12 protein-coding genes are annotated in these 12,956 nt (G+C 63.8%); 6 read left to right on the top strand and 6 right to left on the bottom strand.

Annotated elements, in window-relative coordinates; translation table 11 throughout:
- The first annotated feature begins 279 nt into the window (after nucleotides 1-279).
- The 6 genes from RAD04_RS26470 to RAD04_RS26495 all read left to right on the top strand — a co-directional run bounded on the left by RAD04_RS26470 (nucleotide 280) and on the right by RAD04_RS26495 (nucleotide 7,098).
- Nucleotides 280-1,104 (top strand): metallophosphoesterase family protein, encoded by an 825-nt coding sequence (locus RAD04_RS26470; RefSeq protein ID WP_461626120.1) that lies wholly within the window; start codon nucleotides 280-282, stop codon nucleotides 1,102-1,104.
- A gap of 6 nt (nucleotides 1,105-1,110) precedes the next feature.
- On the top strand, nucleotides 1,111-2,277 hold the full coding sequence (locus RAD04_RS26475) for an ABC transporter ATP-binding protein (RefSeq protein WP_461626121.1): 1,167 nt from the start codon (nucleotides 1,111-1,113) through the stop codon (nucleotides 2,275-2,277).
- Nucleotides 2,274-3,203 (top strand): carbohydrate ABC transporter permease, encoded by a 930-nt coding sequence (locus tag RAD04_RS26480; RefSeq protein ID WP_461626122.1) that lies wholly within the window; start codon nucleotides 2,274-2,276, stop codon nucleotides 3,201-3,203. The genes RAD04_RS26475 and RAD04_RS26480 overlap by 4 nt, the downstream gene beginning before the upstream one ends.
- 50 nt (nucleotides 3,204-3,253) lie before the next feature.
- Nucleotides 3,254-4,078 (top strand): carbohydrate ABC transporter permease, encoded by an 825-nt coding sequence (locus RAD04_RS26485; protein WP_091953789.1) that lies wholly within the window; start codon nucleotides 3,254-3,256, stop codon nucleotides 4,076-4,078.
- 29 nt (nucleotides 4,079-4,107) lie between these two features.
- The gene (locus RAD04_RS26490; protein WP_461626123.1) at nucleotides 4,108-5,412 is read left to right on the top strand and encodes an ABC transporter substrate-binding protein; all 1,305 of its coding nucleotides are present in this window, start codon (nucleotides 4,108-4,110) and stop codon (nucleotides 5,410-5,412) included.
- Between the two features lie 66 nt (nucleotides 5,413-5,478).
- Nucleotides 5,479-7,098, top strand: a complete 1,620-nt coding sequence (locus tag RAD04_RS26495; protein ID WP_461626124.1) for an inositol monophosphatase family protein — start codon at nucleotides 5,479-5,481, stop codon at nucleotides 7,096-7,098.
- Nucleotides 7,099-7,105: 7 nt separating this feature from the next.
- On the opposite strand, the gene RAD04_RS26500 is transcribed toward RAD04_RS26495, so the two are convergent.
- From RAD04_RS26500 to RAD04_RS26525, 6 genes are all read right to left on the bottom strand, one after another.
- On the bottom strand, nucleotides 7,106-7,483 hold the full coding sequence (locus tag RAD04_RS26500) for an NUDIX hydrolase (RefSeq protein ID WP_461626125.1): 378 nt from the start codon (nucleotides 7,481-7,483) through the stop codon (nucleotides 7,106-7,108).
- A gap of 41 nt (nucleotides 7,484-7,524) precedes the next feature.
- On the bottom strand, nucleotides 7,525-8,544 hold the full coding sequence (locus RAD04_RS26505) for a zinc-dependent alcohol dehydrogenase (protein ID WP_461626126.1): 1,020 nt from the start codon (nucleotides 8,542-8,544) through the stop codon (nucleotides 7,525-7,527).
- A 149-nt stretch (nucleotides 8,545-8,693) separates the two neighbouring features.
- Nucleotides 8,694-9,641 (bottom strand): sugar-binding transcriptional regulator, encoded by a 948-nt coding sequence (locus RAD04_RS26510; protein ID WP_461626127.1) that lies wholly within the window; start codon nucleotides 9,639-9,641, stop codon nucleotides 8,694-8,696.
- A gap of 96 nt (nucleotides 9,642-9,737) precedes the next feature.
- Nucleotides 9,738-11,267: an alkaline phosphatase D family protein gene (locus RAD04_RS26515; protein WP_461626128.1), complete on the bottom strand. Its 1,530-nt coding sequence runs from the start codon at nucleotides 11,265-11,267 to the stop codon at nucleotides 9,738-9,740.
- Nucleotides 11,264-12,025: a glycerophosphodiester phosphodiesterase family protein gene (locus RAD04_RS26520; RefSeq protein WP_461626129.1), complete on the bottom strand. Its 762-nt coding sequence runs from the start codon at nucleotides 12,023-12,025 to the stop codon at nucleotides 11,264-11,266. The genes RAD04_RS26515 and RAD04_RS26520 overlap by 4 nt, the downstream gene beginning before the upstream one ends.
- 9 nt (nucleotides 12,026-12,034) lie before the next feature.
- On the bottom strand, nucleotides 12,035-12,955 hold the full coding sequence (locus RAD04_RS26525; protein WP_461618521.1) for an ABC transporter permease subunit: 921 nt from the start codon (nucleotides 12,953-12,955) through the stop codon (nucleotides 12,035-12,037).
- Nucleotide 12,956: the final 1 nt, after the last annotated feature.

Raw genomic sequence — 12,956 nt, forward strand, 5'->3', positions numbered from 1 at the left:
GGTCAGACGACACACACCCGGTTGCTCACATCCGCGCATGATCCGCTTGTCTTGTCGTGAATTACATTTGTCACAATGACCGATCATATGTATAGTTGATTGAAATGACACAAGCCGCTTAAGCGGCATCGTCAGCCAGGGAGAGCGCCGGAAGCTTCAGATCTCACGACTACAATGACCGCCCCACTCCGCGCGGCGCGGGGCAGCGCATTCGAATCGAGCGAGAGACCGCTGCGCGGTCGACGCGCGGCGTGACACGCGACCCATAGCAGAGGCGTCATGGTCCGAGTTGTTCAGATTTCCGATACGCATCTCAGCCCCAGCAAGCAGCACTTCGAGGCAAACTGGGCGCCCCTTGCGCGTTGGATCGCGCAGCATAAGCCAGATCTCGTCATACATACCGGCGATGTGACGGTCGATGCAGCCGATCAGGAAACCGACGCAGCATATTGCGCGACCCAACTGGCCTCGCTCGGCGTCCCTGTCGTGGTGGTTCCGGGAAATCATGACGTCGGCGAGGTCGGCAATCCGCATCAGCCGGTAAATGGCGAGCGGCTCGATCGCTTTCGCCGCCACTTCGGCGACGACCGCTGGCTACGCGATGTGGACGGTTGGCGCCTGATCGGCCTCAATTCGATGATCTTCGGCGGCGGCCCCGAAGAGGCGCGGCAGACCGAATGGCTCGAGGCCGCGATGGCCGATGCTGCGGGACGTCGCCTTGCCTGGTTCACGCACCGGCCGCTGTTCATCGAGTCACCGACCGAGGCCGACACCGGTTACTGGTCGGTCAAGCCGGAGCCGCGCCGCGCCCTCCTCGATCTGCTGCAACGCTACCGGGTTGAGATCGTGGCCAGTGGGCATTTGCATCGGTGGCACGAAATCCGGCTGAACGGCACGCACTACATTTGGGGGCCGGCGGCCGGCTTTCTGGTCGGTGAGAAACTGGCGCCGCCGATGGGCGGCGCTGCCCGGCTTGGGGCGGTGGTCTACGACATCAACGGCGAGAACATCGACGTGAGCATTCGTCCGGTGCCCGGCCTTACCGATTACTGGATCGACGACGTCGTGCACGAAGTCTATCCACCGCGCGAAGCTGAGGCGTGAGCTGCGATGGCCGGCCTCACATTGCGCGGCATCCATAAGGCCTTCGGCGACACGGCCGTCCTCAACGACATCGACCTCGATATTGCGGACGGCGAATTTCTGACGCTGGTTGGCCCCTCCGGCTGTGGCAAGTCGACGCTCCTGCGCATCATCGCCGGCCTCGAACCTCAGGACCGCGGCTCGGTGTCGATCGGCGGGACGTCGGTCGACCATATGCGGCCTCACGAGCGCAGGATCGCCATGGTGTTCCAGAATTACGCGCTCTATCCCCACATGTCGGTGTTCGACAACATCGCGCTGCCCCTCACCATGACGCGCCTCAACCTGTTCGAGCGCCTGCCCTTGATGCGTCATCTGTCGCCTCGCCGCAGGCGCATCATGGACGAGATCGCGCGTGAGGTGCGGGCCGTCGCGGAGCAGCTTCGCATCGAATCCTTCTTTCACCGCCGCCCCGGACAGCTTTCGGGCGGGCAACGGCAGCGCGTCGCGCTCGGCCGCGCAATGGTGCGTCATCCCCAGGCTTTCCTGATGGACGAGCCATTGTCGAACCTCGACGCCAAGCTGCGTGTGCACATGCGTGGCGAGCTGACCGAGCTGCACGCGCGTCTCGGCGCCACGATGATCTACGTGACACACGACCAGATCGAGGCGATGACGATGTCCGATCGCCTTGCCGTGATGGATCACGGCAACATACTCCAGCTCGGCACCCCCGCCGAGGTCTATGAACGGCCCGCCACGACCGCGGTCGCGCAGTTCATTGGCAGTCCGGCGATCAATCTATTTCCGGCCCATGTGGGGCCCAGCGGTCACGTCGAGCTGCTCGGCCGGACGCTGCCGATCGATGTTCGCAACGCGCCGACGCCGGAACTGACGGTCGGCGTGCGTCCGGACGCGATGCGGATCGGAGGCGGACCGTGCGCCGTCACGTGCAGGTTCCGGCGCCGCGAAAATCTCGGCTCGGAAAGCATCCTTCACTTCGATCTCGTGGCCTCCCCGGAAGTAGCGGTGCTCTGCCGGGTCGACAACAGCATCCCGATCCCCGAGGGCGAGGTCCCGCTCGCCTTCGAGCCACGGGATTGCCACGTCTTCGACAACAACGGCCGCCGCATCGAGGTGGAAAGCCGCAATGCCGCCGGCCGCGATGTGCGCCGCACGAGCGAGGCCCGATGACCACGGTCGCGGCTCTAGTCACTCCGCTCGTCGCGGCGCCGCCAGCCGGCCGCCAGCGATGGGTCGAGCGGTTCGCGGGCTTGGGCTTTGCCGCGCCGGCCTTCATCCTGCTGGTCCTGACGAATCTGGCGCCGCTGGCTGCTCTCGCCTTCCTGAGTTTTACCAACTACGAGCTGGGTGCGCTCGACTTCTCGTTCGTCGGCTTCAAGAACTTCGGCGCGGCGCTGCAGGATCCCGTGATTCGACGCTCGATTACCAATACCCTGCTCTACGTGGCGATTGTCGTGCCCGGCGGCGTCCTGATCTCGCTGCTGGTCGCAATCCTGATCCACCAGCGCAAGCGCACGCGCAGCCTCTATGAAGTGATCTATTTCCTCCCCGTCACCTCGACGCTCATCGCAATGGCCACGATGTGGCAGTTCCTGCTGCACCCGACCCTGGGGCTCATCAATCAGGCGCTCAAGGGACTGGGGTTCGCGGAGACGGCTTTCCTGAGCGAGCCGCGTCTCGTCATCCCGACGCTCGCCGCGATCGGCATCTGGCAGCTCGTCGGCTTCAACATGGTGCTGTTCCTCGCCGGCCTTTCGGCGATCCCCCGCGATCTCTACGAGGCCGTCGACATCGATGGCGCGAGCCATCCCATTGACCGCTTCCTGAAAGTGACGTGGCCGATGCTTGGTCCGACGACGATGTTCGTGACCGTGACCACCTTCATCACCGCCTTCAAGATCTTCGACACGGTTGCGGTGATGACGCGGGGTGGCCCCGGAGGCGCATCCGAGGTGCTGCTGTATGCCATCTATCTGGAGGGATTTCAGTACTTTCACATGAGCTATGCGGCGACGCTCACACTCGTCTTCCTGGCGTTCACGCTGGTGTTCTCGGTGCTGCAAACCTTCATCCTCGATCGACGGGTGCACTATTGATGCGCAACTCGGCCACGATCACTCGCCCGCCGACACCGGTGGCGATCCGGATGCGGCGCCTCGTGTCGCTTGCGCTCGTCCACGCGGTGCTGATCGGCGGCGCAGTCTTCATGCTGCTGCCGTTCGTCTTCATGCTGACGAGCGCGATCAAGCCGCCGGGTGAGATCTTCGAGGCGACGTTCCGGCTCTGGCCGCGCCAGTTCTACGGATGGCAGAACTTCGAATCTGCCCTGAGCACCGCACCACTGCTGCGTTTTCTGCTCAACGGTCTCATCGTCTGCGGCGGAATCCTCGTCGTCCAGCTGCTGGTCGCAATTCCCTGCGCCTATGCGCTCGCCAAGCTGAAGTTTCCGGGACGGCCGATCCTGTTTTCGCTTGTCCTGCTCGGACTCTGCATTCCGGTCCAGGCGCCCTCGCTCCCGCTCTACATCGCGTTCGCCGAGCTCGGCATCCTCAATACCTACCTCTCGATGATGATGCCCTTCTTCCTGTCGGTGTTCGCGATTTTCCTGTTCCGCCAGTTCTTCAAGTCCTATCCGGATGAGATCATCCAGGCCGCGCGGCTCGACGGTGTCGGTGAGTTCGAAATCGTGTGGCGCATCGTTGTGCCGAGCGCATGGCCGGCGATCGCGGCGTTTTCGATCTTCTCTGTCGTGGCGCACTGGAACGACCTGTATTGGCCGCTCATCGTCGTCTCCGACACCAAGCTCGCAACGCCGCCGCTCGGCATGATGTATTTCGCCGATTCCGAGTTGGGCTCGAATTACGGGGCGCTCGCCGCCGGCGCCACCATCATCACGGCGCCACTGGTCATCGCGTTCCTGATCGCGCGGCGGCATTTCATTGCCGGCATCACGATGACCGGAATCAAATGACTTCAACAACCGCCAGGGGAGACACCGTCATGCTGCATCGCCGAGACATCCTGAAAAGCGCCGCGGCCGTCGGGACGACCGCGCTTTCAAGCCCGTTCCTGACGCGAACGGCTGACGCGCAGGACGTGACGCTGGATGTGCTTTATGCCTTTCCTGCCTTCGCGAAGTTCCATGAGCCGATCGCCCAGGAGTTCATGAAGCGGCAGTCGGGCATCAAGATCCAGTTCCGGGCGCCGGCGGCGAGCTATGACGAAGGTCATCAGACCATGCTGCGGCAGGCCGTCACCAACCAGCTGCCCGACGTCTACTATTCGGGTTATCACCTGCTCGCCGAGCTCGTGCGCACGCTGGTGAAACGCAACCAGATCACCGAGGTCGCCTCGCTGCTGCAGAAGGAGGACGCCGCCTGGCGCAAGGCCAACTATTCCGACGGAATCCTGGCCCTCGGGGCGGTCGACGGCAAGATCTACGGCCTCGCATTTAATGCGTCGCTGCCGGTCATCTATTTCAACACACAGCTCGTGAAGGAAGCGGGCGGCGATCCGGACAAGATGCCCGACAACTGGACGGACATGATCGCCCTCGCCGTCAACATCAAGAGCAAGGGAGCCGATGTCGCCGGCATAGCCTATAACATCCATGACTGGCCCGACGACTGGCTGTTCCGTTCCCTGATCCTGCAAGGTGGTGGTCAGATGCTCGACGCATCCGAAACCACTGCCGGTTTCGGCAACGAGGCCGGGCAAAAGGCCCTGGCCCATTGCCGGCGGTTCGTGGCCGATGCCAAGATGCCGCTGATCGATTGGGACTCCTCACGCCAGCAGTTCATCGCCGGGAAAATCGGCATTTTCGCCGACACGCCGGCCCGGTTGCGCCAGGTCACGGACCTGATCGGCGACAAGTTCACCTTGCGCACCTGCACCTTCCCGATCGACGACAAGCAGAAAGGTGGACTGCCCACCGGCGGCAACGCAGCCATCATCACGGCGAAAGATCCGGCAAAGCAGCGGGCCGCCTGGGAGTTCCTGAAATTCGTGAGCGGACCGGAAGCGCAGAAGATCGTGGTGGAGACCACGGGCTACATGCCGACCAATTTGCGCGCCTCGGGGCCCGACTTCCTGGCTCCGTTTTACGACAAGAACCCGAACTTCCGCACCGTGTCGCAGCAGATCGAGCGCGCGAAGCCATGGCAGGGCTATCCGGGCGGACAGTCCGTGAAGATCTGGCGCACGCAGCGCGAGATCATCCATGCCGTCATGCGCGGCGAGACGACCGCGGAGGCCGGGCTCGATCGCATGGTCAAGGAAAGCAACGTCTTGATGAAGAGCTCGTAAGCAACGGACAGCCGGCCACAGTGGCCAAGCGCTGGTAAAGGCCCTTCTCTCCGGAACAGGACTCCCGTGTTCATCATTGCCCAGCTGAGCGATTTCCATGTGCGTCCGCATGGCAAGAAAGCTTACGGCGACATCGATACCAACGCGATGTTTCACGAGGCGATCGACGCCGTGCTGAACCTCGATCCGCAACCCGACTGCGTCGTGGTCAGCGGCGATCTGACTGATTGCGGGCTCGAGGAGGAATACGAGACTGTCGCCGCTGGCCTGGCCAGACTACCGATGCCGGTATTCGTTATTCCCGGCAACCATGACCGGCGCGAGCAGTTCAGACGGTCGCTGCGACCACGCTACCGCTATCTTCCGTCCGACGGCTTCATCGACTTTGTCGTGGACGATTTCCCGGTCCGGCTGATTTTCCTCGATAGCGTCGAGGTCGGACAGACCAACGGGACTTTCTGCGCGGCACGGCAGCAGTGGCTACGCGAAGTGCTCGCGGAAAGCCGCGGCAAGCCGACGGTCATTATCATTCATCATCCGCCATTCCTCGTCGGAGCCGACGGAATGGACGAGCTGGGTATCAGCGACGCTACAGCGCTCGACGCAATCATCAAGGACCATCCGGATATCGAACGCGTGCTGTGCGGTCACTATCACCGCTCGATCACGGTGCGCTACGCGGGGACCGTGGGCTATGTGGCGGCGAGCACGGCGCACCAGGTCGCGCTCGACCTGCGGCCCGGTCGTGGTAACCGTTTCATCAAGGAGCCGCCGGGATTTGCCTTGCACTGTTGGCGGCCGGACATGGGCATCAGCAGCCATCTCGTCCCGATCGGAGACTATGGTCGTCCGTTCGACATCGCGCCCGATCGGGACGATCCGGGAATCGAGGAGCGCAAGAGCCTTCCGACGCTGCTAGGGCGCGCAGAGGCCGTCGTTGCTGAGGCTGCGGCCAGGCTGGTCGCGATGCAATCCACGCCGCTACGCACAGAGCGCAAGGACGGGCTCGATATCGTCACCGAGGCGGATCTTGCCTCCGAGGCGATCGTCGTCGCGGGTTTGAAGTCGCTGACGCCGGATGCCGGCATCCTGGCCGAGGAGAGCGGCGCGAGCCAAGGGGACAATGCTGCGCGCTGGATCATCGATCCGCTCGACGGTACGATCAACTACGCGCGGGGACTGCCGTGGTTTTCCGTGACGGTCGCCTACGAGGTCGGCGGTGAGACGAAACTTGGCCTCATCAACGCTCCCAAGATCGGACTGACTGCGCGCTATCTCGCGGGGGAAGGCGCAACGATCGATGGCGTACCCGCCCGCGTCTCGACGACGCGTTCGCTGTCAGATGCGGTCGTCTCGGTGATTCTGACCTCGCATTTCTCGTCCGACGAAGTCCAGCAGACGACGCGTGTGATCGAACTGCTCGGCAAAGTGGCGCGCGGCGTGCGTATCGTCGTCTCGGGTGCCTTCGAGACGACGATGGTGGCCTCGGGTCGCCTGGACGGCTTCGTCTCATTGAAAGCCGACATCGTTTCGCACGCTGCCGCATTGCCGATGGTGTGGGCCGGCGGCGGGAAGGTCACGACACTGACGGGGCGTCCGTGCCGCAACGACGATCTCGACAAGATCGCCTCCAACGGATTGATCCACGAGGAACTGCTGGCTCTCCTGCGCCAGGCGCTGCGATGACGGAGCTTTATCTCGGAAACAGCTTATCGCGGATGTAGCGCGAGGTCGGGGTCAGTCTGGCGCCGCGCGGCTTGCGCCAAACCGCTCGATCGATCTCCTTCTTGTCGCCGACCTTCAGCCGCCCCGACACCTTCTTGGCCAGGAAGATCGCATCACTCATCCGCCGGCCGGTTCGGCTCTTTCTCGCTTTCACTTCCTTCCATAGTTTCAACGGCCCGAGCTTCAGCTTGGGAAGCTCCTCCTTGATCTCACGACGAAGGCATCTCCTGTCGCTCTCGCCTGCCCGCTTTCGGCCGCCGGGAAACATCCAGAGCCCGTCGCGCCTGCGTCTGACCATCAGGACGCGTCCCTTTCTTGCGACGACCAGCTTCGACGATTTCGCCATTGGCACCAGTCCTGCCGAGCACTTGCGAGATAGCACTCAATCTACGGGCAGATGATCGCCTTGATGATGCCGTCGCGCCGCGCGACCTGCTGCTCGAACGCGACAGGCGTCTGGTCGAGCGAGAAACGATGCGTGGCCAGCGGTGCCAGCTTGACCTGCCCGCCTTGCGCAAGCGCGATGGCGCGCGGATAAACTTCCGGCATGCGCCGTGAAAACTTGATCGACAGGCCCTTTCGACGCGACTCGGCGCCGCTGAGGATGTACTGATTATTCTCCGGGATGCCGACGAGGACGACCCGGCCACCGATCCGGGCGCAGCGCGCCGCATGCTCGAAGCCGTGCGATGAGTCGGTTGCTTCGATCACCAGATCGACGCCGCGGCCTTCGGTGGCGTCCCCGACCTCAGCGTAGCTGCGGCATGCTACGTCCGCCCCGAGGTCGCAGGCCAGTGCAGTACGCTGCCCGACGGGGTCGATCGCGATGATCTTTCCGCTACCTGCAAGCCGCGCCAGTTGCACGAGCAGCAATCCCACCGGCCCGCAGCCGAGCACTGCCACGCTTTCCAGAAGCCGCGGGCGCGCCAGATCCATCGCATGGATCGCGACGCCAAGCGTCTCCAGGATCGCCGCGCCGGCCGGATCGATGCTGTCAGGCACCAGATGCACGGCGGATCGGGGCACGCAGACGAATTCGGCCATGGCGCCGTTGTGCGGCGCGTAGCCCAGGAATTTCACATTGGGGCAGAGATTGGTGTGACCGCGGTGACACCATTCGCAATGGCCGCAGGGAATGGAAGGATCGACCGCCACCAACGCGTCGGCCGAGAACCCCGCTTTTCGCGCCGAGTCCGGTGTGAGGACACCCGAGAACTCATGGCCCAGGACGAACGGCCTGACTTGGGTCGGGCCAGTTGTTCCGCCCTCGAGATAGGAATGCAAATCGCTGCCGCAAACGCCGACAGCCTTGACGCGGATGATGAGCTCGTCCTCCGCGAGCGGCTTCGGCTCGGGGATATCGAGGACGCGGATGTCACGAATGTCCTGGAGCACCGCAGCGCGCATGTCGACGCCATCCTTCTGAGCAGTTGTCTCTCCTATATTACATATGTAATATCGAAGTGACAAATGCTTTTGCAGGCCGTTCGGCGCGCACGGGGGCTCGCGCCCTCGGTGCCGAAGGCGCGGATCCCCTCTTCGTTGCGAGAATGCGGCTATTTTTGCTTGTCGATCAGTTTCAGCGCGGCGACGGCGGTGTTCTCGTCCGTCACCAGCACCTTGCCGATCCGGCCGCGCAGCACCGCGGCGATGATCGGCGCCTTGTTGAGCCCCCCGGCGATCAGCATTGACGTCGGCACGCGCGCCAGCTTCTCGAGCGGCAGCGCAATGGCGCGGCTGTTGATGCCGTGATCTATGGGCCGGCCGGTCTTGTCGAGAAACTGCGCCAGGACGTCGCCGACGGCGCCTGCCGCCCGCAGATGCTCGGCACGAACGTCCGGCGGCAGCCCATGCCGCATCAGCAGCGAGCGCGGCGTCAGATCTCCCATGCTCAATAGCGCTAGATCGATCTTCTCAACGCTGTTCAGCACCTCCTGATAGACCTCCTGGGCCAGGAAGGTGTCGCGCGAGCGCCGGCTGCTGACAAAGATCGGGGCGGCCAGATAGCTGCACTGGGCGTGCAGCCGGTGCGCTAGCTCACCCGCAATCTCGAAGGTGTTGAGCTCGAGTCCACGCGACAGGCCCCCCATCATGGAGACGATGGAGAGTTCGGGATAGTCCGCCGGCGTGACGTAACGGATGGTCTCACGCAAGGTCGCGCCCCAGCCGATACCGATGATGCGCGGCCGCTTCTGTTCGAGGAATTTCGATAAATACGCGCCCGCCGCCATCCCGATCAGGCTGCCGGCCTGCTCGGGATTCTCCGGGCTCGGGATGACGACCGCGTCCTCGAGACCGCATTCCCGGCGCAAGCGATGCTCCAGCTCCGTGCAGCTCGCAAAGGCGGAGTTGAGGCGGATGTTGACGATACCGGTCTGCCGGGCATCCGACAGCATGCGATTGACGCGGGCGCGGGTCAGCCCCAGCCGCTCGCCGATCTCGGCCTGGGTCAGGTTCTCCATGTAATAGAGCCAGGCGACCCGCAGGATGGTTTGGTCAGTCACGGCGCAGCCCCCACAGCGGCCTCAAGGCACAGTCAGATGTCGGAGCATTTGAGGCGATCTTTCGTTGGTCGTCAAATCTGTGCCGTGCGGATCTCGTCATGCGACCCTCGCGCCCGGCGCGCCATCCTCGACCACAAAGTTCGTCAGCCGGCGCACCGCGCTCGCGGCATCCTTGACGTCGTCGAGCGCCTCGAATCCCACAGTGCAATGCCGGGCGTCGAGCTCCACGGTCGCATAGCCGCGCTTGTCGCCACGCGCATAGAGCAGATGCGGATTCTCCGCCAGCGTCTTGCGCACGCTGGCTTCGCTCGGACCGTCTGAGGTGATCGACGTACCGACGAACTCGGTCGCAATGGTCGGTCCGTCCGGCCGGGCGAAATCATGCTTCAGATCGGCGGTAAAGAAGGCGTGGCGGTCGCCGCCGATCACGATCGGATTGCGCCGGCGTTGCGCGACAAGCGAATCAAGCAGCCGGCGGCGGGCGTTGGGATAGCCGTCCCAGCCGTCCATCCAGAAATGCGCGCCATCGTCCGCTTCCCGCTTGTCCTGCGCCATCAATGTCTGCTGCGCGACGATTGTCCAACGGCCGCGACAGTCGCGCAGGCGCGCATCGAGCCATTGTTCCTGTAGTTCGCCGAGCATCGTCCGCGCTTCATCCGTCCGGCTCACACAGTCAGCCACCCAGGTCGGCCGCCCGCTTCCGACGCAGGCCGAAGCCGAGCGATATTGCCGGTCGTCGAGCAGCAGCACGTCGAGCATCTCGCCGAAGCGATAGTGTTCATAGATCGTGGCGTCGGCGCCGCGCGGGCGCGCCGTGGGTGGCAGCGGCATGTGCTCGTAATAGGCCTGATAAGCTGCCGCACGGATCTTCAGGAACTGAGCGGCATCGCGCACGGTGTAGGAGCGATCATTGGCATAATCGTCCATCACCTCGTGGTCGTCCCAGACCGAAAGCCAGGGAAAGGCAGCGTGCGCCGCTCGCAGGTCGGGATCGCTCTTGTAGAGCGCGTAGCGGTTGCGGAATTCCTCGAGCGTCGTCGGAATTCCAACGCCATGCTGGCGGACGTGGCGCGATCCCCAGGATTTCTCGTAGATATAATCGCCGAGATGCACGACCAGGTCGAGATCGCGCGCGGCCATGTCGCGGTAGGCGGTAAAATAGCCTTGCTCGTATTGCTGGCAGGATGCGAAAGCAAAGCGGAAAGGCCGCGCCGCCCTGGCGGGCGCGGTTCGGGTGCGTCCGACCGGGCTGAGCGCCGGGCCGGCGCGGAAGCGGTACCAGTAAACGCGATCCGGCCGCAGCCCCGTCGCCTCGGCGTGCACGGAATGCGCAAGCTCCGCGGTCGTCCGCACGACGCCGTGGGTGGCGATGCGCGCAAAGGCCTCGTCGTCAGCAACCTGCCATTCGACGTCCACTGCCGCGTCCCGCATGCCGCCGCCCTCGAGCGGCTGCGGAGCAAGGCGGGTCCACAGGATGACGCGATCTTCCCGCGGGCATCCGGACGCAACGCCGAGCGTGAAAGGATCTGCGCTGAGCGAAACCGGCGCTCCCCGCACGAACCCGGCGGGCGCAGCCAAGGCGGCGCTCGCCAGCGATCCCACGAGAAAGCGGCGACGGGGAATCATGGGCGCGCCGGCATCGTTTCGAGCCTGCGGCGAATGCTCACGGCGAGATCCGGCCGATCGGTCGTGATCTGCCGCACCGGTTGGGCAAGCCAGTAAGCGATATCCTCCGGCTCGTTGGTCACCCATGCACCGAGACGCTCGGATCCGAGCATCTTGAGGGCGAGCGGCAACGCGAGCCCCAGGAGCGATTTTTCGACCGCGACGATGCAGCCGGGAATGGCAGCCAATTGGGTCAACGCGGGCTCAATTCCGCCCATCATCTCCGCCGAACGGCGGTCGAGCGAAACGAGCACCCGCGCCTCCGGCCACAGCCGGAGCGCGGTCTCGATCACGCCGGGCACGAAGCAGGTGATGATTGCACGCCGTTCCAGGCCCCGACGCTTGATCTCGCTGATCAGCCGCGCCTCGAGGCCCGAATAGGAATTGCCAAGCGCATCCGTCTTGATCTCGATGTGGAGCTCGAGCGTGGATTCGCTGAACACGTCGAGCACCTCGTCCAAGGTCGGAATGCGCTCATCGCCGGCATCACGAAGACGCGTTGCCGTCAGTTGCCGCAAGCTGCGCTCGCCCACCGGCCCGCTCTCGAATGTGGTGCGGTCGAGTAGCGGATCATGGATCACGACAAGCCCGCCGTCCGTGCTCTGATGGACGTCGAACTCGACTGCGTCGACCCCTTCCCTGCACACGTTGCGGAAGCCCGTCAGGCTGTTCTCCGGCCAAAGATTGCGTCCGCCGCGATGCCCGGCGATGAAAACCATGATCAGTCCCTATTTGCTGCTGTCGACAAGACCCTTGATGAACCAGCGTTGCAACAGCAGGACGACCAACACCGGCGGCAACATCGTGAGGAGCGCACCACTCATGGCGATGTTCCAGGCCGGCTCGCTGTCGGAGCGGGGGATCAGGCCCTTCAATGCAATGACCGCCGTTGCCATGTCCTTGTCGGTCGTGAACAGCAACGGCCAGAGATATTGATTCCAGCCGAACAGGAACAGGATGATGGCGAGCGCCACCATGTTCGGAACGGACAGCGGCAGCAGGATGCTCCAGAAGAAGTGCAGCGGCGAGGCGCCATCCAGCCTCGCCGCCTCGCACAGCTCCTCCGGGATCGTCAGGAAGAATTGGCGAAAAAGGAACGTGGCGGTGGCCGAGGCGATCAGCGGAAGGATCAGCCCCGGATAGGTGTTGACCATGTTCCATTCGAGCGCGATCGCGACCTCGTGCCCGCTGATCCAGCGCCAGAGATCGGCGACATGGAGCGTATCCAAGAGCCATTGCAGCGGCAGCGCCGCATTTGCCACGGCTTCGAAGGTCGGCACGATCCGGACCTCGATCGGCAGCATCAGCGACGTGAAGATCAGCCAGAATGCGAGCATTCGATAGCGGAATCGGAAGTAGGTGATGGCGAAGGCCGAGAGCAGCGAGACCGCGATCTTGCCGGCCGTGATGCCGAGCGCCACGATAATCGAATTCGCGAAGGTGCGGCTGAAATTGCCCTTGCTCCAGGCCAGCTGCAGATTGTCGAAAAACTGGCTTCCCGGCAGCCATGGCAGCGGCACCTTCTGCACCTCGGCCACCGTGAGCGAGCCGGCCACGAATGCGAAATACAGCGGTACGCAGACCATCAGCGCGCCGGCGATCAGGATCGCGTGGCAGAGCATGTTAAGGATCGGTGAGCGTTCCACCATG

The sequence above is a fragment of the Bradyrhizobium sp. 25ACV genome (assembly GCF_054863005.1).